This window comes from Nocardioides sp. Soil_C_8 (assembly GCF_057656315.1).
The window spans coordinates 1,121,923-1,141,618 of sequence record NZ_JBDGKQ010000001.1 but is presented as its reverse complement, the minus strand read 5'-3'; the positions used below and the strand labels follow the sequence as shown (position 1 = coordinate 1,141,618).

Here is a 19,696-nt window from a genome sequence, read left to right as displayed (position 1 = left end):
GCCGTGTCCATCCAGTCTCGCTCGCTGGGCACCGATCACAAGGCCGGGGGACGCGCCTTCCGGGCCATCGGGACGTGCATGACGCCGTCCTCGTCGAACTCCGGCCCCGTCACCACGAAGTCGTAGCCCTCGTAGAAGCCGGTGAGGCCGGTCTGGGCGTCCAGCCGCACCTCGCGGTCGCCGCACAGGGCCATCGCCTCGTCCATCATCACAGCGGCCAGGCCGCGCCCGCGCGCGGCCGGAGCCACCACCACGCGGCCGATCCGCGCCCACCCGCCGTCGTCGAGCACGCGCAGGGTGCCGACAACGGTCTCGTCCCGGCCGTCGTCGTCGAGCAGCACGACGTGGCGGGTCGTCTCCTCGAGGTCGCGGCCGTCGAGGTCGGGGTAGGGGCAGTCCTGCTCCACGACGAACACCTGCTGGCGCAGCTGCCAGACGTCGTACGCCGTGCGCAGCAGCAGCTCGTCGAAGCCGGCGACCAGCACCCTCACCGCAGGAACTCCGTCACCTGGCGGAACGCGCGGGCGCTCTCGGGGACGAGGGGGAGCAGGCCGTAGACGTGGATCAGGTCCGGCTCCTCGACCGCGGTCAGGTCCCAGCCGGCCTCCGCGGCCCGGCGCGCCAGCAGACGGCAGCCGGGCGCGAGCAGGTCACGGGTGCCGTACAGCATCAGCGCCCGCGGCAGCCCGGCGAGGTCACCGAGCGCGGGCGACACCTCGGGGCGGCCGAGGTCGGCGTCGGAGCCTGCCCACCACCCGGCGTACGCCTGCACCTTGCCGATGAACAGCCACGGGTCGATCGCATCGGCGGCGAACGTCTCGGGCGTCGACGTGGTGAGGTCGACCCAGGGCGCGTGGAGCACGAGGGACGACGCCTGGGCCAGCCCGCGGTCGCGCATCGACAGCGCCGTCGCCAGCGCGAGCCCGCCCCCCGCGGAGTCGCCCGCCAGGACCGCGCCGCCGTCGGCGCCCGCCCATCGCGCGGCGTCCTCGACCAGCGCGTCGTGGGAGTCCTTCCACGTGTGCTCGGGGGCGAGGGGGTAGTCGGGCATCACGACCCGCGCGCCGATCGCGTCGGCCACCCGGGTGGCGTACCGGACGTGGAAGGGGTCGATCGGCGCCATGTAGCCGCCGCCGTGCACGTAGTAGAGCGTCCGCGACACCGGGCGGTCGCGCGGGGTGAGGACGTGGCAGGGGAAGCCGATGTCGGTGACCGTGGCCTCCCACCGTCTCGCGAAGCGGGGCACGACGCGGGTGGGCAGGGTCCGGTCGAGGGTGCGGTGCCACGTCTCGACGCGGGCCCGCTCGGTCGGCTCGTCGTCGAGCTCGCGTGAGCGGCGCAGGGCGGGCACGAGGCGGGCGAGGAGGTCGTGGCGGCGACTCGGCATGGGAGGCAGCGTAGGGGGAGGCTAGGCTGGGGCCACGAAGACAGGGGAGCACGTGCAGGCGTGCTGAGAGTGCGGACCAGCCGCAGACCCTCCGAACCTGATCCGGTTAGCACCGGCGCAAGGGAGTCACACATGTTGCACGTACGCGTCCGCGCTGCCCTCGCCACCTCGAGCCTCGCGGTGGTCACCGCCCTGGCCCTCGCCGGGTGCAGCCTCGTCGGCGGTGGTGACGGGTCCACCGCCACCGAGCCGTCGACGTCCTCCTCGGCGGACGGGAAGGGCAGCGGCACCGTCGTCCTGGCCACCCACGAGTCGTTCCACCTGCCCAGGAAGCTGGTGAAGGCGTTCGAGGCCGAGACCGGCTACGACCTCGAGGTCCGCGCGGCGGGCGACGCCGGCACGCTGGCCACCAAGCTCAGCCTCACCGCCGACAACCCGATCGCCGACGCGGCCTTCGGTGTGGACAACACCTTCGCGTCCCGCCCGCTCGGCGAGGGCGCCTTCGCGGAGGTCACCACGACGGCGACCCCGCCGGCGGAGTACGCCCTGACCGAGGGCGGCGACCGGCTGGTGCCGATCGACTCGGCCAACGTGTGCGTCAACGTCGACACGGCATGGTTCGAGAAGGAGGGCGTCGAGCCGCCGCAGACCCTCGAGGACCTCGCCGACGACCGCTACCGCGACCTCTTCGTCACGCCGGGCGCCTCGACGAGCAGCCCCGGGATGGCCTTCTTCCTGGCCACGGTCGCGGCCTTCGGCGACGACTGGCCGGACTACTGGACCGACCTGCTCGGCAACGGCGCCAAGGTCGTCGACGGGTGGGAGGACGCCTACTACGGCGACTTCACCGCCGGCTCCGACAACGGCACCCGCCCGATCGTCGTGTCGTACGACTCGTCCCCGGCGTTCACGGTCAGCGGTGGGCGGACGACGACGGCGGCGCTGCTCGACACCTGCTTCCGCCAGGTGGAGTACGCCGGCGTGCTCGAGGGCGCCGACAACCCCGAGGGCGCCGCCGCGCTGGTCGACTGGATGCTCTCCGACGAGGTGCAGAGCGCGCTCCCGGAGTCGATGTACGTCTTCCCGGTGATGCCGGGCGCCACCGTTCCCGACGACTGGGCCGAGTTCGCCCCGCAGCCGACCGACCCCTACGAGGTCGACCCGGCCGAGATCGACGCCAACCGGGAGCAGTGGCTGACCGACTGGACGGACGTCATCTCGAGGTGAGGCGGATCGCCGGGCTCCTCGCCCTCGCGGCCGCCCCGGTCCTGGTGCTGGGCGTGCTCTTCGTCCTGCCGGTGGCGGGCATGGTCTCGGAGGGGTTCCTCGTGGACGGCCGCTTCGCTCCGGGCGCGGTGCTCGACGTCCTCGCGCGTCCTCGCGTGCACCGGGTCGCGTGGTTCACGGTGTGGACCTCGGGGCTGGCGACGCTGCTCGCGGTCGTGCTCGGGCTGCCGGCGGCGTACGCCCTGCACCGGCTGGCGCTGCCGGGCAGGGCAGCGGTGCGGGCGGCGCTGCTCGTGCCGTTCGTGCTGCCGACGGTCGTGGTGGGCGTCGCCTTCCGCCAGCTGCTGGGTGAGGGCGGCCCGCTCGGGTTCCTCGGCCTCGACGGCACCCCGATCGCCATCGTGTGCGGCCTGGTCTTCTTCAACGTCGCCGTCGTGGTGCGCACGGTCGGGGTCGCCTGGGAGTCGCTCGACCCGCGGCCGGGGCAGGCCGCGGCCGCGCTCGGCGCCTCGCCGCGGCAGGTGCTGCGCACCGTGACCCTGCCGGCGCTGCGGCCCGCGATCGTCGGCGCCGCGAGCATCGTCTTCCTCTTCTGCGCGACCGCCTTCGGCATCGTCCTCACCCTCGGCGGGGTCCGCTACTCGACGGTGGAGACCGAGATCTACCTGCTCACCACCACCGTCTTCGACCTCCAGGCCGCGGCTGCGCTGTCGGTGCTGCAGATCGTGGTCGTCGTCGCGCTGCTCGCCCTCGCCGCGCGGCTGCGGGCGACCCCCGACCCGACGGCCCAGCGCGCGGTGGCGCCCGCCCGGGCCGTACGCCGCTCCGACGCGCCCGTCGTCGTGGCGACCCTGCTGGTGCTGGGGGCGATGCTGCTGCCGATCGTCACACTCGTGCTCGGGTCGCTCAGCGTCGGCGACGGCTGGGGCCTCGACAACTACCGCGCGCTCACGACCGCCGGCGACGGCCAGGCCCTCCTCGTGCCCGTCACCGCCGCCCTCGCCACGAGCCTGCGCACCGCCGTCGACGCCATGTGGATGGCCCTGCTCGTCGGCATCGTGGTGTCGCTGATCGTCACGCGCCGCTCGCACTCGGTCGCCGAGCGGAGGGTGCGCTCGACCCTCGACGGCTTCTTCATGCTGCCCCTCGGCGTCAGTGCCGTGACGCTCGGCTTCGGCTTCCTGATCACCCTCGACGAGCCGCCGCTCGACCTGCGCGACTCCCCGCTGCTGGTGCCGATGGCGCAGGCGCTCGTCGCGCTGCCCCTCGTCGTGCGCAGCCTCACGCCGGTGCTGGGCGGGATCGACGACCGGCAGCGGCAGGCTGCCGCGTCCCTGGGAGCATCGCCCTGGCGGACGTTGCTCACCGTCGACCTGCCGGTGGTGTGGAAGCCCGTGCTCGCCGCCTGCGGCTTCGCGTTCGCGGTGTCGCTGGGGGAGTTCGGCGCGACGTCCTTCCTGGCCCGCGACACCAGCCCGACCCTGCCGGTGGTGATCTTCCGGCTGATCGGGCACCCCGGCGAGGCCAACTACGGCATGGCCCTGGCCGCCTCGGTCGTGCTCGCCGTCGTCACCGCGGTGGTGGTCCTGGCCGTCGAGCGGCTGCGCGTGCCGGGTGTGGGAGCGTTCTGAGGTGCTGGCACTCCGGGACGTGACCGTGCGCTACGGCGACACCGCAGCCGTCGACGACGTGTCCCTCGACCTCGCGTCGGGACAGGTGCTCGCCGTGCTCGGCCCGTCGGGCTGCGGCAAGTCCACCCTGCTGCGCGCGGTCGCCGGCCTCGAGCCGCTTGCCTCCGGGTCGATCTCCTGGGGTGGCGCCGACCTGGCCGGCACGCCCACCCACAAGCGTGGCTTCGCGCTGATGTTCCAGGACGGCCAGCTCTTCGCCCACCTGACCGTTGCCCGCAACGTCGCCTACGCGCTGCGGCTGCGTCGTACGCCCTCGGCGCAGGTCGCCGCACGGGTGCGCGAGCTGCTCGACCTCGTCGGCCTGTCGGGGTACGACGACCGGCTCCCCGGGACGCTGTCCGGCGGCGAGCGGCAGCGGGTCGCGCTGGCCCGCGCACTGGCCGTCGAGCCGCGGCTGATCCTGCTCGACGAGCCGCTGTCGGCGCTCGACGCCACCCTGCGCGAGCGGCTGGCCGGAGACCTGCGGTCGATCCTGCACGCGGCGGGGACGACCGCCCTCCTCGTCACCCACGACCACGAGGAGGCCTTCGCGCTGGCCGACCGGTTGGCGGTGATGCGCGGGGGACGGGTCGTGCAGGACGGCGCGATCGACGAGGTGTGGCGCGAGCCGGTCGACGAGGAGACGGCCCTGTTCCTCGGTTACGCGCGGGTGCTGCGCGACGCCGCCGCCCGCCGGGTGCTGGACGCCGCCGCGCTGCCACCGGCGTACGCCGTCGCGCTCCGCCGCTCCGCGCTGGTCGTCGACGAGGCCGGCCCGCTGCCCGCTGTCGTGGAGTCCGCGCGCGTCACGCCCGAGCTGGTCCGGCTGGTCGTCGGCGTCGCGGGCGTGGGCACCGTCGACGCGGTCGCGCCGCTCGGCGGTCGGGTGGCACCCGGCGACGAGGTGTCGCTGCGCGTCGACGTGACACGTCTCGCGGTGCTGCCGATCACCCCCTGAGGTGGACCCGTCCCTAGACTGGCGTCCGTGTACAGACCGGCCTATGCCCTGCTCGTGGGAGTCGCCGCCACCATGGGCGCGCTGGCTGTCACGGCCGCGCTCGTGCTCGACCGGCCGCTGGTCGACCCGGAGGGATTCCTCGGTCCGTCGTGGCTGCGGCTGCCGCTGCTGATCTTCGGCGCCTTCCTGCTCGACATCCTGCCCCGGACGCTGTGGTACTCCCGGATGAAGCCGGCGCTGATGCCCGACATCGCACGCAGCCGCATCCGCGAGCACTGGGACCGCGAGCGGATCACCCTGGTGGTGCTCGGGCTCGTGTGCTTCTACATCACCTACGTCTGCTACCGGAACCTCAAGTCGTTCCTGCCCTTCATCATGGGCGAGGACAAGTACGACCGTGAGCTGCACCTGATCGACCGGGCGCTGATGTTCGGCCACGAGCCAGCGACGATCCTGCACACGATCTTCGGCGCCGGCTTCTCCGCCCACATCCTGTCCACGATCTACCTGTGGTTCCTGCCGCTGGTGCCGCTGGCGCTGGCCGCTTGGCTGGTGTGGTCGCGCAACATCACCTTCGGCTACTGGTTCGCCACCTCGCAGTGCCTGGCCTGGTCGCTCGGCACCGCGTCCTACTACGCCCTGCCGACCCTCGGCCCCGGATTCCAGTACAGCTACCTCTACGCCGACCTCCCCGAGACCGGCTCGAGTGCGCTGATGGAGTCGTTGTTCTACGGCCGCAAGGGCGTCATCCGCGACGGCGCGGAAGGAGCCGTGCAGTCCGTGGCCGGCTTCGCGTCGCTCCACGTCGCGATCACCCTGCTCGTCGCGCTGATGGTGCAGTACACGCTGCGAAACAAGATCCTCCACATCGTCTTCTGGACCAACTTCGCCATCACCGTCGTCGCAACCCTCTACTTCGGCTGGCACTACATCGCCGACGACCTCGCCGGCGTGGTGATCGCCCTCTTCTCCTTCTGGCTCGGCGGGCTCGCCAGCGGGCAGAAGTTCGACAGACACGGGTTGTCGAGCCATCCGACCTCGACCACCAGCCAGGTTCCCGTCGACGCCGACTGACCGCCGTACGCCCTCGTGCCCACCCCCGCCCCTCTTCCGGCCAGAGTCACCGGATATCCGGGGAGTCTCCCGCTTGTCACACCAGATCTCGGCCACCAAGCGGGAAACTCGGGTGCGAAGATCAGGCGACCTTGTTGCGGGAGGCGATGACCTTCCGGATCCGAGTGGCGAGCACGGCAGGCTGGGAGAGCTGGCCCCACGTGATGCGGATGCAGGTCCAGCCAGTGAGCTGGCACACCAGCTCCTGGCGCTCCTTCTCGCGCATCAGGAACTCCTCCAGAGTCTCGCCCTCCCGCCGGTGTTGCTCGTACTTGACCCGGCCGTCGAACTCGAGGAAGACCCCGAGCTCCGGCCACGCGAAGTCGACTCGCGCCACCAGCTTGCCCCGCTCGTCGAACACCTTGACCTGCGGCTCGGGCCTGACCAGCCCCTGCCTGTGCACCAGGTAGCTGAAGCGGTCCTCGCCGACGGACTCCAGTCGACCATCGGCAAGGTGCACCACGAGATTGGTGGTCAGGCTGCCCGGCCAGTCACGATGAGCTGCTGCCTGCGCCGTGAAGTCATCGAGCGTCATCGCCTTGGCGTGCAGCAGCCGGTTCACCGCCACCAGCGCGGGCTCGACGCCGGCGATCGTCGTGATCTCGAACGCCGAGCGTGCCGCCTTGCTGATGACGACCCCGTTGAGCTCCTCAAGATCCTCCTCGCCGAGCGTCGCTCGATGCGGGACCCAGTCGCGATGCCGTCTCCCAGCGCGGTCGTCGCCGCCGCGCGTGGTGTGGACGACGTCCAGCGGGAAGCCCCACAACGGAATGCCGCGCTCGACCAGTGACGACACGTGGGTCAGTGCCGTGTGGCTGTGCGCACGGGCAAGCACGGCGCGCGCAAGCAGGCGGTGCCGGTCCTCGGCCGTCAGCGATTCCCACACCGTATGGTCGACGTAGGCGCCGTATCGGATGCGCTTGAGCACCTTCGCGCACACGAGCCGGTTGATCTGGTTGTCGGTCAGCCCGTCGGCGATGAGGTCGCGGCGGAGACGCACCAGGCCCTCGAGGTCGATCCGTTGCTTGGTCACCAGGCAGGTGTGCCCCGGTTGCGGTGCCGTACGCACCCGTCCTGCGATCTGTGGACAACGCCGGCTCGGTGACTCTGCACCCGAGTTTCACGCTTCGTGGACAAGGTCTGGGGTGTGAAGCGGGAGAGTCACCGGATATCCGGGGACTCTCATCGTCGTTCGACGTGAACTACACGAGTGTAGTTTGCAAGCCGACACGCCGGACGACGGTGAAAAAGTTGAGGAAAGTGTTCCTTGTGTGACGAAAGTTCACTAACGTGCCTCGAGTTGCCCGTGCGAAGGGGAAGTCGCACGGGCCCGAGACCACCAGGGAGCCCCCGTGCCCGTCGCAGCACCGCAGGACCACGAGTCGCAGCGTCGTACGACGTCGCGCTGGGTGAGCGCGGTCGTCCTCGTCGCCGGCCTGGCAGTCGGGGGCGGGCACGCGGCGTACGCCGACGACGACCCGACCCCCAGCGAGTCCGAGGTCGCGGCCGCGAAGGACCGGGCGGACGCCAAGGGGCGCGATGTCGCGGCGGTGCAGGCCGACCTGATCCGCGCCAACCTCGCGCTCGAGACCGCCGGTGAACGTGCCGCCCTGGCGGCGGAGGCGTGGAACGGCGCCCGCTGGCGCGCCGAGCAGGCCCGGGCCGACGCGGACGAGGCGGAGGAGGCCGCCGAGGCGGCGCGCGAGGACGTCGAGTCGCAGCGCGAGCTCTACGCCGCCACGGTCGTGCAGTCCTACGAGGACGCCACGCAGGTGCAGGGACTGGCGGCGGTCGTCGAGGCCGACGGCATCGAGTCGCTGATCGACCGCACGGTGACGCTGGGCAACACCTCGGACGCGCTGAACCACCAGTACGACGCCTTCCGCGCCTCGTCGGCCGTCGCCGACGTCACCGCGTCGACCGCGGCCGAGGCATCCGAGCGAGCCGTCGCGGCCGAGGCCGAGGCCGAGGAGGCGTACGACGCCGCTGGCGCCGCCGAGGCCGCTGCTGGCGCCGAGGCGCAGTCGGTGTCCGCCACCAAGGCCGACCTCGTCGCCGAGCTCGCCGAGCTCGAGGGGATCAGCGTCCGTCTGGCCGAGAAGCGGCAGTCCGCGCTGGAGCGCGAGGCCGCCGAGGCCGCCGCAGCTGCCGCCCAGGCCGAGGCCGAGGCCGAGGCCCAGGCCCAGGCTGAGGCGGAAGCCCAGGCCCAGGCCGAGGTGGAACAGGCGGAGCAGGAGCAGGCTCCGGAGCCGTCGCCCACCGACGCCCCGACTCCCACTGAGGCGCCGACCGAGACCCCGACTCCGACCGAGACCCCGACTCCGACCGAGACCCCGACTCCGACCGAGACGCCGGCTCCGACCGAGACGCCGGCCCCGACCGAGACGCCGGCTCCGACCGAGACGCCGGCCCCGACCGAGACGCCGACCCCGGCGCCGGCGCCGACGGAGACCCCGACCACCCCGCCGCCGACCACTCCGCCCCCGCCGCCGGTCGCGACGGGTGCCACGGCCGCGATCGCCTTCGCGACGGCGCAGCTCGGGGACCCGTACAAGTGGGGCGCCTCGGGGCCGGACGCCTGGGACTGCTCAGGTCTCACCTCGGGGGCGTGGGCGGCCGCCGGGAAGTCGCTGCCGCACTACTCCGTCGCGCAGTACACCCAGTCGACGAAGATCACCGCCGCCGAGCTCGCGCCCGGGGACCTCGTGTTCTGGGGATCCTCGAGCAGCCCCAGCTCGATCTACCACGTCGCCCTCTACATCGGCGACGGCCAGATCATCCACGCCCCGCGCACGGGCCGGCCGGTGTCCCAGGAGTCGATGTACTACTGGCGGGCGCCGAACTTCTTCGCCCGACCTTGACGACTGTGCACCCGAGTTTCCCGCTTGGGGCCCCAGATCTGGGGTGACAAGCGGGAGAGTCACCGGATATCCGGTGACTTCATCGCGGCGGGCAGACCCTCAGCGGACCTTCCGCGCAAACCGGCCGGCCAGCTCACCCGGGTCGAGCTGCCCGTCGAGGACGAGGCGGGTCGGCCAGGCGGAGGTGTCGATGTCCGAGAGCTCCTCGAAGAGCGCGAGGTCCTTGGCGTACACCTCGGCGACGCGGGAGAGGTCGTCGGCGGTGGGTGCGGTGCCGGGCACCTGCTCGGCGCCGGCGTGCCAGTTCTGCAGGGGCGGCACGCGCTCGAAGCGGGGCAGGTCGAGGAAGTCGGTCGTGCGGTCGACGGTGGCGGGGAAGTCCGCGAGCATCGCGCGCAGCTCGATGAGCAGCCACTGCGGCCGGTCGAACAGCTCGAAGCCGCGCTGGAGCTGCTCGCCGTAGAACCCGCGCGCCAGGCCGGTCATGTGCCGCCACCGCATGGTGCGTACGACGGAGGAATCGGGAACCTCGTCCGGCAGCGATGTGTGCGGCCACTCGGTGAGGAAGTCCGGCCAGTCGGGCCACGCGAGGTTGCGTGAGCGCAGCATCACCCAGTGGGAGAACAGCCGCTCGAGCGGGTCGCGGAAGACCGCGACGAGCGGCATGTCCGGCTTGTAGGCACGCATCCGCTCGAGCGCGTGCGGCCAGTAGAGGTACGTCGGTGAGGCGTCGCCCAGCAGCTGGTGCACGCGGGCGCGGCGCGGCGCCGTGTAGTCGCGGGCGTAGTCCGGCGCCGCCCAGTCGACGGCCTCGTCGTCGAAGTAGTGCCGCTCCTTGTCGGGGGCCTGGCACACGAGCCGGTGCTGGTTCAGCGTCACCGCCAGCGTCGACGTACCGCCCTTCTGCACCCCGACGACGGCGAAGTTGTAGGCCATCGAGCCCAGGTCGCCCGCAGGGGTGGCATCCGACACGTTCATCGCGGTGAACCTACAGGGGTGGCTACCTTTGGCGACATGGCCACCGACCAGGTCCCGCCCATCGCCGACGAGCTGCCGACCGTGGAGCCGGAGACGGCCCCGGCCCACGTCGAGGACGACGCCGTGCACGCCGACGACTCGGGCTACCGCCAGCCCGAGGTCGACGTCGACGCGATGCGCACCCTGCTCGACGGCCACCACGGCGAGGTCCGCGACCTCGTCCGCGACAACCTCGCCGAGCACGCGCAGGTCCTGCTCGACCAGGAGCAGATGTCCACGGCCGACTTCCGCGAGCGCGTCAAGGACGTCGTCGTGATGATGGCCGGCACCGGGCAGACCGGCATGGGCTTCCCGACCGAGTACGGCGGCGGCGGCGACATCGGCGCCTCGATCGCCGCCTTCGAGACCCTCGCCCTCGGCGACCTGTCGGTGCTCGTGAAGGTCGGCGTGCAGTTCGGCCTCTTCGGCGGCGCGATCCTCCAGCTCGGCACGAAGTCCCACCACGACGCCTACCTCGCCGACCTCGTCAGCGGCCGCACCATGGGCTGCTTCGCGATGACCGAGAGCGGCCACGGCTCCAACGTACAGGCGCTCGGCACCGTGGCGACGTACGACGTCGAGGCGCAGGAGTTCGTGATCACGACGCCCGACGAGACGAGCCGCAAGGACTACATCGGCAACGCGGCGGCCCATGCCGAGCTCGCCGTCGTCTTCGCGCAGCTCGAGGTCGGCCGGGGAGAGGAGGCCGAGCGCCACGGCGTGCACGCCTTCGTCGTCCGGATCCGCCAGGACGGCGAGGTCGTCGACGGCGTCCGCATCGAGGACTGCGGTCCCAAGATGGGCCTCAACGGCGTCGACAACGGGCGCATCTGGTTCGACGGCGTCCGCGTGCCGCGCACCGCGCTGCTCAACCAGTTCGCCGAGGTGACGCCCGAGGGTCGCTACCTCTCGCCGATCGACAACCCCAACAAGCGCTTCTTCACGATGCTCGGCACCCTCGTCCAGGGCCGGGTGTGCGTCGGCGGCGCCGGCATCAACGCGTCGAAGGTGGCGCTCGCCATCGCCACCCGCTACGCCGTACGGCGTCGCCAGTTCGAGGCGACCTCGCCCGACGAGGAGCAGGTGCTCCTCGACTACGGCATGCACCAGCGCCGGCTGCTGCCGCTCATCGCCAGGACGTACGCCCTCCACTTCGCCCAGGAGGTCGTCGCCGGGCAGCTGCACGAGGTGTTCTCCGGCCCCGGGCCGATCGAGGAGGGCAGCGACGAGCACGCCCGGCGGATGCTGGAGTCGCGCGCCGCCGGCACGAAGGCGCTCGGCACCTGGCACGCGACCCGCACGATCCAGGAGTGCCGCGAGGCGTGCGGTGGCGCGGGCTACCTCAGCGAGAACCGGTTCGCTGCGCTCAAGGCCGACACCGACGTCTTCACCACCTTCGAGGGCGACAACCACGTCCTGCTGCAGCTGGTGGCCAAGGGGCTGCTCACCGACTACGCCGGCGAGTTCGAGGACATGGACCAGCTCGGCATGGCCCGCTTCGTCGCCGGCCTCGCGGTCGAGACCGTCGTCGAGCGGACGGCGGTGCACAAGCTCGTGCAGTCGGTGCGCGACCTGCTGCCCGGTGGCGACACCTGGGACCAGGAGGCCGGGCTGCTCGACCCCAACTACCAGCTCGCGATGCTGCGCTTCCGCGAGGAGCACATGATCGGCGGCGTCGCTCGGCGACTCAAGCGCGGCATCGACCAGGGGGCGAACCCGGGTGCGGTCTTCTCGCGCGTGCAGGATCACGTCATCGCTGCCGCCCGCGCGCACACCGAGCGGCTCGTGCTCGAGGCCTTCGTCGCGAAGACCGCCGCCCTTCCCGACGGCGACCTCAAGGTCGCGCTCAACCTGCTGTGCGACCTGCACGCGCTCACGACGATCGAGGCCGACCGGGCCTGGTTCATGGAGCACGGGCGCCTCTCCAGCGCACGCTCGAAGGCGATCAGCCGCGAGGTGAACGCGCTCTGCCGGAAGGTGCGTCCGCTCGCGGTCGACCTGGTCGACGCGTTCGGGGTGCCGGAGGAGATGCTGCGCAGCCCGGAGCTGCTGGGCTGGCCCATCGGGTCGGGCGACTGAGATGACCTTCGGAGGCCTGCCGACCCGATGGGAGCCCGACGGCGACAGTCGCGGCGTCGCGCTGGTCCTCCCGGGCCGCGCCTACTCGCCGAGCGCGCCGCTGCTGGAGTTCGCCCGGCGAGGGCTGTTGCAGCACGGCTTCACCGTCCAGCAGCTGTGGTGGGACTCCACCGCGCGCGGTGACGAGGACGTCGAGCAGTGGGTACGCCGACATGTCACCGCGGCGCTCGCCGAGGAGGACGCCGACCACGTCGTCGTGGTCGGCAAGTCGCTCGGCACCCGCGCCGCGTCGTACGCCGCCGAGCGCGGGCTCGACGCGGTTTGGCTCACCCCGCTGCTGGTCGACCCGGTCGTGGCCGAGGGCATCGCCGCCAACGCCGGCCGACAGCTCCTGGTGGGCGGCCTGGCCGACGAGCTCTGGGACGACACCGTCGCCCGCGAGCTCGCCGACAACGGGTGCGACGTGCTCGCGGTCGCGGACGCCGACCACTCCATGGGCACCGACGACGCGGTCCGCACCGCCGAGATCCACGTCGAGGTCGCCCACGCCGTCGACACGTTCCTCGCGGGGCTCTGACGTGCCGGGCCCGCGTCGCCTCGTCGGGGCCTGGAGCGAGGACCCGCTCTGGGCGAGGATCTACCCGGCCCTCGTCGATCACCCCGTGCTGGGCGCGCCGCTGTGGCGGCTCGGGCTGGGCACCGACATCACCCGGCTCTACGCCGCAGCAGCCGAGATCGGCGAGCTGCCCGACGGGGCCCGGGTGCTCGACGTGCCGACCGGCAGCGGGGTCGCCCTGCGCGGCCTGCGCCCGGGCGCGCGCGTCGACCTCGTCGCGGCCGACATCTCCCCGCGCATGCTCGAGCGCACGGACGCGGCCGCGCGCCACCGTGGGGTGAGCGACCAGGTCACGACGGCGCTGGCCGACGTCGGGGCGTTGCCTTTCGCGGACGGCACGTTCGACCTGGTGGTCTCCTTCACCGGGCTCCATGTCTTCCCCGACCCGCACCGCGCGATCACCGAGATGGTGCGCGTGCTGCGGCCGGGAGGCGCCATCAGCGGCAGTGCGCTGTTCACCGACGACTTCAGCGGCGTCGAGCGGCGCTACGGGCTCGTGCACGCCGCCGGCCGGCTCGCCCGCGTGCTCGGCCCGATGTGCTCCTCGGCCGACGCGGTCCGGTGGCTTGAGGAGGCGGGTGCGGTCGACGTACGCCTCGAGATGAGCGGTGGGATCGGCTGGTTCCGCGCCATCGGGACGTGAGCTGTCACAGACCTGACCCGGCCGGTGTCTCCATGTCATCCACCCCGAACGAGGAGATGACATGCCCAGCACGTTCCGCATCCCGAAGGCCACGATCGACGGCGCCTACGGAGCCGTGATGACCCGCGTCGCCAGGCGCATGTGGGGCAAGGTGCCCGACAACGCCTACGTCCTCTGGCACAACAAGCCGGTGCTCAAGGCGGTCTTCGGCTTCGAGCAGAAGGTCGGCAAGTGGTCCGCGCTCGACCCGCACCTCAAGGCGTACGCCGAGATGGCGAGCGCCGGCGCCATCGGCTGCTCCTGGTGCCTGGACTTCGGCTACTTCATCGCCCACACCAAGGGCCTCGACGAGGCCAAGGTGCGCGAGGTGCCGCGCTGGCGCGAGTCGGACGTCTTCACCGACCTCGAGCGTGACGTGATGGCGTACGCCGAGGCGATGACCGTGACCCCGCCGGTGGTCACCGACGAGATGGTCGCCGACCTGGACCGGCAGCTCGGCCACGCCGCCGTCGTCGAGCTGACGATGATGGTCGCCGTGGAGAACGAGCGCTCGCGCTTCAACTCGGCGATGGGCCTGGCCTCGCAGGGCTTCAGCGACGTCTGCGAGCTGCCGCTCGCGCAGGCTGGGAGCATCACCACGTGACGTCCACGGAGATCTTCACGACCCACCGCAACCTGCTCTTCACCGTCGCCTACGAGATGCTCGGCTCGGCCGCCGACGCCGAGGACGTGCTGCAGGAGGTCTGGCTGCGGTGGGCCGACGTGCCGGTCGAGGAGGTGCGCGACGCGCGCGCCTACCTGGTGCGGATGACCACCCGGCTCTCCCTCAACCGGCTGCGCACCCTGGCCCGGCGGCGCGAGGACTACGTCGGCACCTGGCTCCCCGAGCCGGTGCTCACCGCGCCCGACGTCGCCCAGGACGTCGAGCTCGCCGACAGCGTCTCGACCGCGATGCTGCTCGTGCTGGAGACGCTGCCGCCCACCGAGCGGGCGGTCTTCGTGCTGCGCGAGGTCTTCGACGTGCCGTACGCCGAGATCGCGGAGGCGGTCGAGAAGTCCGAGCCGGCGGTGCGCCAGATCGCCAGCCGCGCCCGGACCCACGTCGCCGAGCGCCGCCCGCGGACGTCCGTGAGCGCAGCCGAGCGGGACGCGGTCATCGAGAAGTTCCGGGCCGCGACCGAGGGCGGCGACCTCCAGTCGCTGATGGACGTGCTGGCGCCCGACGTGGTGCTGATGACCGACGGGGGCGGCAAGGTCCAGGCCGCCCTCAACCCGATCTACGGCCGCGACAAGGTCTTCCGCTTCCTCACCGCGGTCACCCCGGACGCGCTGGAGCTCGTGCCGGTGTGGCTCAACGGGTCCCCGGCGATCCAGTTCGTCATCGCCGGCCAGCGTGACGGCGTCGGCACGATGCTCGTCGAGGACGGCGTGGTCACCCGGCTCTTCCTGGTCCGCAACCCCGACAAGCTCGGCTCGGTGGCCGGGGAGGTCCCGCTGTCGCGGTCGTGACGCCGTTCGCGGTGGGCGAAACCCGAACCGGAACATGCCTCCGGTTCTCAGGCGTTGAGGGGGCATGACGAACAACCTGTCGCTTCCCACGAAGCTCCCTGTGGTGTTCCTCCACGACACGGTCGTGCTCCCCGGCATGGTCGTGCCCATCGAGCTCGACGACCAGGCCCGCGCGGCGATCGACGCCGCCCGGCTGGCCCACGACTCTGCTCCTGACGACCAGCCGACCCGCGTCCTCGTCGCGCCCCGCCTCGAGGACCGGTACGCCACCCACGGCGTCGTCGCCGTGGTCGACCGGGTCGGCCGGTTCGCGGGCGGCAAGCCCGCCGCGGTCCTGCGCGCCGAGCGCCGCGTCGCCATCGGCGCCGGCGTCTCAGGCCCCGGCGCGGCCCTCTGGGTCGAGGCCGAGCCCGTCCCCGAGACGCCCGTGACCGACGAGCTGCGCGCCCTCGCCGAGGACTACCGCGCCCTCGTCGTCTCGATCCTCGAGCGCCGCGAGGCGTGGCAGATCATCGAGAACGTCCGCCGCATCACCGACCCCGACACGCTCGCGGACACCTCCGGCTACGCGCCGTACCTCTCCGAGGACCAGAAGCGCCAGGTCCTCGAGACCCCCGACGTGGGCGACCGCCTGCGGCTGCTCGTCGAGTGGACCCGCGCGTACGACACCGAGGACGAGGTCACCGACAAGATCAGCACCGACGTCCGCGAGGGCCTCGAGAAGACCCAGCGCGAGTTCGTGCTCCGCCAGCAGCTCGCGGCCATCCGCAAGGAGCTCGGCGAGGGCGAGCCCGACGGGTCGGACGACTACCGCGCCCGCGTCGAGGCCGCCGACCTGCCCGAGGCGGTCCGCGAGGCCGCGCTGCGCGAGGTCGACAAGCTCGAGCGCTCCAGCGACCAGAACCCCGAGGCCGGCTGGATCCGCACCTGGCTCGACACCGTCCTCGAGCTGCCCTGGAACGAGCGCACCGAGGACTCCCACGACGTCGCGGCCGCCCGCGCGGTGCTCGACGCCGACCACCACGGCCTCGACGAGGTCAAGGACCGCATCACCGAGTACCTCGCCGTCCGTGCCCGCCGGGCCGAGCGCGGCCTGGAGGTCATCGGCGGTCGCGGGTCCGGCGCGGTCGTGCTGCTGGCCGGCCCTCCCGGCGTCGGCAAGACGTCGCTCGGTGAGTCCGTCGCCCGGGCCCTGGGTCGCAGCTTCGTCCGCGTCGCCCTCGGCGGCGTGCGCGACGAGGCCGAGATCCGCGGCCACCGTCGGACGTACGTCGGCGCGCTGCCCGGCCGCATCGTGCGCGCGATCAAGGAGGCCGGCTCGATGAACCCGGTCGTCCTGCTCGACGAGGTCGACAAGGTCGGCGCGGACTACCGGGGCGATCCGGCGGCGGCACTGCTCGAGGTGCTCGACCCGGCGCAGAACCACACCTTCCGCGACCACTACCTCGAGCTCGACCTCGACCTGTCCGACGTGCTCTTCATCGCGACCGCCAACGTCGTCGAGCAGATCCCGTCGGCGCTGCTGGACCGCATGGAGCTCGTCACCATCGACGGCTACACCGAGGACGACAAGGTCGCCATCGCCCGCGACTTCCTGGTACCGCGCCAGCTCGAGCGCGCCGCGCTGACGCCCGACGAGGTCACCGTGTCCGACGAGGCACTCGGCGAGCTGGCGGCCAACTACACCCGCGAGGCCGGCGTGCGCCAGCTCGAGCGGCTGCTGGCCAAGGCGTTCCGCAAGGCCGCGACGAGGCTCGCGACCGGCGACGCCGAGCGGGTCGACATCGACCTCGGCGGGCTGAAGGACCTGGTGGGCCGGCCGCGCTTCACGCCCGACAGCCACGAGCGCACCGACGTACCGGGCGTCGCCACCGGTCTGGCCGTGACCGGCCTCGGCGGCGACGTGCTCTACGTCGAGACGTCGGTGGCGGACGGCACGGCCGGGCTCACCGTCACCGGGCAGCTCGGCGACGTGATGAAGGAGTCCGCGTCCATCGCGCTGTCCTGGGTGCGGGCGCACGCGGGGGAGCTGGGGATCGAGCCGTCCGCGTTCGAGCGGTCGATCCACGTGCACTTCCCGGCCGGTGCGGTCCCCAAGGACGGCCCGTCCGCGGGTGTGACGATGGTGACCGCCCTGGTGTCGCTGCTCACCGGACGCCCGGTGCGCTCGGACGTCGGGATGACGGGCGAGGTGTCGCTCGCAGGCCGGGTCCTGCCGATCGGCGGCCTCAAGCAGAAGCTGCTGGCCGCGCAGCGCGCCGGGCTGACGACGGTGTTCGTGCCGGAGCGCAACCGCCCCGACCTCGACGACGTACCCGCCGAGCTGCTCAGCGAGCTCGACGTGCGCCCGGTCGGACGGGTGACCGAGATCCTGGCCGAGGCCCTCGAGCCGGCCCAGGTCGAGCCGGCGCGTATGTCCGCATAGGGACAGCCGACCCGGCGACGATCAGGCGTTCTCGCCGAGGCTGTCGTCGGCGAGGTTGTCGAGGTCGTTGCCGTGGCCCTCGGTCTTGAAGCGCTCGAACGACGCGCGGACCTCGGCCTCGGCCTCGGTGCGGCCGACCCAGTCGGCGCCCTCGACGGACTTGCCGGGCTCGAGGTCCTTGTAGACCTCGAAGAAGTGCTGGATCTCGAGGCGGTCGTACTTCGAGACGTGGTTGATGTCGCGGAGGTGCTCGAGGCGCGGGTCGTGGCTCGGCACGCAGAGGACCTTGTCGTCGCCACCGGCCTCGTCGGTCATCCGGAACATGCCGATCGCGCGGCACTCGATGACGCAGCCGGGGAAGGTCGGCGACTGGAGGATCACCAGCGCGTCGAGCGGGTCGCCGTCCTGGCCGAGGGTGTTCTCGATGAAGCCGTAGTCGGCCGGGTAGGCCGTCGAGGTGAAGAGCATGCGGTCCAGGCGGATCCGACCGGACTCGTGGTCGACCTCGTACTTGTTGCGCTCACCCTTGGGGATCTCCACCACCACGTCGAAGCTCAGCACGTCTTCCTCCACTCTCCGGCACGCCGTCGGGCCGCTCTGCTGCGTCCGGCCACGAGCCCGACGCCTTGGTCTCGGGGCAGTGTCGCGCACAATGGCCCCGATGCGCGAAGCGAGACGGCCGAAAAGGGCACGACGTGACCTACGCCACCCCGGCCGCCGGTCACGCGCGTGGACCGTCCTGCACTGGCTGCCGGTCGTGCTCGTCCTCGCGCTGCTCGCCGCGGGCGTCGGCGCCTACCGGTACGAGTGGGGCCAGCGCTACCTGCCCGGGCTGGCCGCCGACCCGGACACCGAGCCGGAGCAGGTGCTCGCGCCCGCCGGCCTCGACCTGCCGGAGTGGTCGCCGCCGGCCGACGACGCCGTGGCCCTCGACACCGCCGGTGTCCTCGACCCCGCCCGGGTCGCCGCGGCCGTCTCCGACGACCTCGCGGACCCCGACCTCGGCAAGCACGTCGTGGGCGCGGTCGCGCCCCTCACTTCGGGGTCGGCCGAGTGGACCACCGGCAACGGGCGCTACCTGCCTGCCTCGACCACCAAGCTGCTCACCCTGGGCGCCGCGCTGGACCTGCTCGGGCCCGAGCACACCTTCACCACCCGGGTGGTGCGCGGTGCGGGGCCACGCGACGTCGTGCTCGTCGGCGGGGGCGACCCGCTCCTGGCCAGCAGGTCGCTCACGGTCGCGGAGGCGGAGTCGACGTACCCCGCCCGCGCCGACGTGACGACGCTCGCCCTGCAGGTCGCCGAGGCGCTCGGCGGGCAGGGACGCGTCCGGGTCCGCTTCGACGACAGCCTCTTCACCGGACCGACGGACAACCCCGCCTGGCGCCGCGACTACGTCCCCGACGACATCGTCAGCCCCATCACCGCGCTCATGGTCGACGGGGGCGACGAGCCCGACAGCGACCTCAAGTCCGACGACCCGTCGCTGGCGGCCGCCCGGGGCTTCGCCGACGGCCTCCGCGCCGCAGGACTGCAGGTGGGCGGCCAGCCGAAGCGCGTGGTCGCCCCGTCGGGCGCCGAGGAGCTGGCCTCGGTGGAGAGCGCCCCGCTGTCGCAGGTCGTCGAGCGGATCCTCGACGTCAGCGACAACGAGGGCGCCGAGGTGGTGGGCCACCAGGTCGGCCTCGCGAGCTCGGGCACCGGGTCGTTCGAGGCGGGCGCCGCCGGCGTGCTCGACACCCTCGCCGGGCTCGGCGTCGACGTCACCGGCGCGGAGGTGTACGACGGCTCCGGCCTGTCGCGGCGCAACCGGGTCTCGACCTCGCTGCTGATCGACCTCGTCCAGCACGCCGCGGGCCCGGGCGGCGAGGCGATGCGCAGCCTGGTCACCGGGATGCCCGTCGCCGGGTTCACCGGGTCGCTCACCTACCGCTTCGCCGAGGGACCCGCGGTCGCGCGCGGCCTCGTCCGCGCCAAGACCGGCACCCTCACCGGAGTGCACGCCCTCGCCGGCATCGCCGTCGACCGCGACGGGCAGCCGCTCGCCTTCGTCTTCGGGGCCGACAAGTCCCCGCCGCTCGAGCGCTACGACTCCCAGGAGGCGCTCGACCGCGCCGCCGCCTCCCTCGCCGCCTGCCGCTGCTCGGGCTGACCCGCCTCGACCGCCCGGCTGGGACTCCGGGTCCCGGTA

The 19,696-nt window shown here is 72.5% G+C and carries 17 protein-coding genes and 1 riboswitch; of the genes, 12 read left to right on the top strand and 5 right to left on the bottom strand.

Features of this window, described 5'->3' with window-relative positions:
• Positions 1-35: 35 nt before the first annotated feature.
• The gene (locus AC3A3L_RS05590) at positions 36-491 is read right to left on the bottom strand and encodes a GNAT family N-acetyltransferase (protein WP_487639021.1); all 456 of its coding nucleotides are present in this window, start codon (positions 489-491) and stop codon (positions 36-38) included.
• Positions 488-1,387: an alpha/beta hydrolase gene (locus tag AC3A3L_RS05585; RefSeq protein WP_487639020.1), complete on the bottom strand. Its 900-nt coding sequence runs from the start codon at positions 1,385-1,387 to the stop codon at positions 488-490. Before AC3A3L_RS05585 ends, AC3A3L_RS05590 begins: the two co-directional genes overlap by 4 nt.
• Positions 1,388-1,419: 32 nt before the next feature.
• Positions 1,420-1,529, top strand: a riboswitch (TPP riboswitch).
• Between AC3A3L_RS05585 and AC3A3L_RS05580 the strand changes: the two genes are divergently transcribed.
• The 4 genes from AC3A3L_RS05580 to AC3A3L_RS05565 all read left to right on the top strand — a co-directional run bounded on the left by AC3A3L_RS05580 (position 1,520) and on the right by AC3A3L_RS05565 (position 6,316).
• Positions 1,520-2,614, top strand: coding sequence for a thiamine ABC transporter substrate-binding protein (locus AC3A3L_RS05580; protein WP_487639019.1), 1,095 nt, complete (start codon positions 1,520-1,522; stop codon positions 2,612-2,614). Its footprint overlaps the riboswitch before it by 10 nt.
• On the top strand, positions 2,611-4,245 hold the full coding sequence (locus tag AC3A3L_RS05575) for an ABC transporter permease (RefSeq protein WP_487639018.1): 1,635 nt from the start codon (positions 2,611-2,613) through the stop codon (positions 4,243-4,245). The genes AC3A3L_RS05580 and AC3A3L_RS05575 overlap by 4 nt, the downstream gene beginning before the upstream one ends.
• A gap of 1 nt (position 4,246) precedes the next feature.
• Positions 4,247-5,242: an ABC transporter ATP-binding protein gene (locus tag AC3A3L_RS05570; RefSeq protein WP_487639017.1), complete on the top strand. Its 996-nt coding sequence runs from the start codon at positions 4,247-4,249 to the stop codon at positions 5,240-5,242.
• 27 nt (positions 5,243-5,269) lie between these two features.
• A complete protein-coding gene (locus AC3A3L_RS05565) occupies positions 5,270-6,316 on the top strand; it encodes a phosphatase PAP2 family protein (protein WP_487639016.1) in 1,047 nt (348 codons plus the stop codon).
• A 121-nt stretch (positions 6,317-6,437) separates the two neighbouring features.
• Here the strand turns inward: AC3A3L_RS05565 and AC3A3L_RS05560 are convergent, their stop codons facing one another.
• Positions 6,438-7,388, bottom strand: coding sequence for a hypothetical protein (locus tag AC3A3L_RS05560; RefSeq protein WP_487639015.1), 951 nt, complete (start codon positions 7,386-7,388; stop codon positions 6,438-6,440).
• A gap of 319 nt (positions 7,389-7,707) precedes the next feature.
• On the opposite strand from AC3A3L_RS05560, the gene AC3A3L_RS05555 reads away from it, so the two are divergent.
• Positions 7,708-9,216, top strand: coding sequence for a C40 family peptidase (locus tag AC3A3L_RS05555; protein ID WP_487639014.1), 1,509 nt, complete (start codon positions 7,708-7,710; stop codon positions 9,214-9,216).
• 99 nt (positions 9,217-9,315) lie between these two features.
• On the opposite strand, the gene AC3A3L_RS05550 is transcribed toward AC3A3L_RS05555, so the two are convergent.
• Positions 9,316-10,194, bottom strand: coding sequence for a sulfotransferase domain-containing protein (locus tag AC3A3L_RS05550; protein ID WP_487639013.1), 879 nt, complete (start codon positions 10,192-10,194; stop codon positions 9,316-9,318).
• 36 nt (positions 10,195-10,230) lie between these two features.
• Here AC3A3L_RS05550 and AC3A3L_RS05545 point away from each other — a divergent pair, with 36 nt between their 5' ends.
• The 6 genes from AC3A3L_RS05545 to lon all read left to right on the top strand — a co-directional run bounded on the left by AC3A3L_RS05545 (position 10,231) and on the right by lon (position 17,505).
• Positions 10,231-12,312: an acyl-CoA dehydrogenase family protein gene (locus AC3A3L_RS05545; protein WP_487639012.1), complete on the top strand. Its 2,082-nt coding sequence runs from the start codon at positions 10,231-10,233 to the stop codon at positions 12,310-12,312.
• 1 nt (position 12,313) lies between these two features.
• Positions 12,314-12,889: an alpha/beta fold hydrolase gene (locus tag AC3A3L_RS05540; protein ID WP_487639011.1), complete on the top strand. Its 576-nt coding sequence runs from the start codon at positions 12,314-12,316 to the stop codon at positions 12,887-12,889.
• Position 12,890: 1 nt separating this feature from the next.
• Positions 12,891-13,571 (top strand): class I SAM-dependent methyltransferase, encoded by a 681-nt coding sequence (locus tag AC3A3L_RS05535; RefSeq protein ID WP_487639010.1) that lies wholly within the window; start codon positions 12,891-12,893, stop codon positions 13,569-13,571.
• Positions 13,572-13,632: 61 nt separating this feature from the next.
• Complete coding sequence (locus tag AC3A3L_RS05530) at positions 13,633-14,214, top strand: carboxymuconolactone decarboxylase family protein (RefSeq protein WP_487639009.1); 582 nt, start codon at positions 13,633-13,635, stop codon at positions 14,212-14,214.
• 56 nt (positions 14,215-14,270) lie between these two features.
• Entirely contained in the window at positions 14,271-15,080 is an 810-nt protein-coding gene (locus AC3A3L_RS05525; RefSeq protein WP_487639830.1) for an RNA polymerase sigma-70 factor, read from the top strand.
• A 64-nt stretch (positions 15,081-15,144) separates the two neighbouring features.
• Complete coding sequence (gene lon / locus AC3A3L_RS05520; RefSeq protein WP_487639008.1) at positions 15,145-17,505, top strand: endopeptidase La; 2,361 nt, start codon at positions 15,145-15,147, stop codon at positions 17,503-17,505.
• A gap of 21 nt (positions 17,506-17,526) precedes the next feature.
• On the opposite strand, the gene AC3A3L_RS05515 is transcribed toward lon, so the two are convergent.
• On the bottom strand, positions 17,527-18,063 hold the full coding sequence (locus tag AC3A3L_RS05515) for an inorganic diphosphatase (protein ID WP_487639829.1): 537 nt from the start codon (positions 18,061-18,063) through the stop codon (positions 17,527-17,529).
• Positions 18,064-18,166: 103 nt separating this feature from the next.
• Between AC3A3L_RS05515 and dacB the strand changes: the two genes are divergently transcribed.
• A complete protein-coding gene (dacB, locus tag AC3A3L_RS05510) occupies positions 18,167-19,657 on the top strand; it encodes a D-alanyl-D-alanine carboxypeptidase/D-alanyl-D-alanine endopeptidase (protein ID WP_487639007.1) in 1,491 nt (496 codons plus the stop codon).
• Positions 19,658-19,696 lie beyond the last annotated feature (39 nt).

Bases quoted from the DNA above. Each gene is read 5' to 3' on its own strand.
- AC3A3L_RS05585 (WP_487639020.1), bottom strand. From the start codon at position 1,387: ATGCCGAGTCGCCGCCACGACCTCCTCGCCCGCCTCGTGCCCGCCCTG.
- dacB (WP_487639007.1), top strand. From the start codon at position 18,167: ATGCGCGAAGCGAGACGGCCGAAAAGGGCACGACGTGACCTACGCCAC.
- AC3A3L_RS05550 (WP_487639013.1), bottom strand. From the start codon at position 10,194: ATGAACGTGTCGGATGCCACCCCTGCGGGCGACCTGGGCTCGATGGCC.
- AC3A3L_RS05580 (WP_487639019.1), top strand. From the start codon at position 1,520: ATGTTGCACGTACGCGTCCGCGCTGCCCTCGCCACCTCGAGCCTCGCG.
- AC3A3L_RS05530 (WP_487639009.1), top strand. From the start codon at position 13,633: ATGCCCAGCACGTTCCGCATCCCGAAGGCCACGATCGACGGCGCCTAC.
- AC3A3L_RS05540 (WP_487639011.1), top strand. From the start codon at position 12,314: ATGACCTTCGGAGGCCTGCCGACCCGATGGGAGCCCGACGGCGACAGT.
- AC3A3L_RS05525 (WP_487639830.1), top strand. From the start codon at position 14,271: ATGCTCGGCTCGGCCGCCGACGCCGAGGACGTGCTGCAGGAGGTCTGG.
- AC3A3L_RS05545 (WP_487639012.1), top strand. From the start codon at position 10,231: ATGGCCACCGACCAGGTCCCGCCCATCGCCGACGAGCTGCCGACCGTG.
- lon (WP_487639008.1), top strand. From the start codon at position 15,145: ATGACGAACAACCTGTCGCTTCCCACGAAGCTCCCTGTGGTGTTCCTC.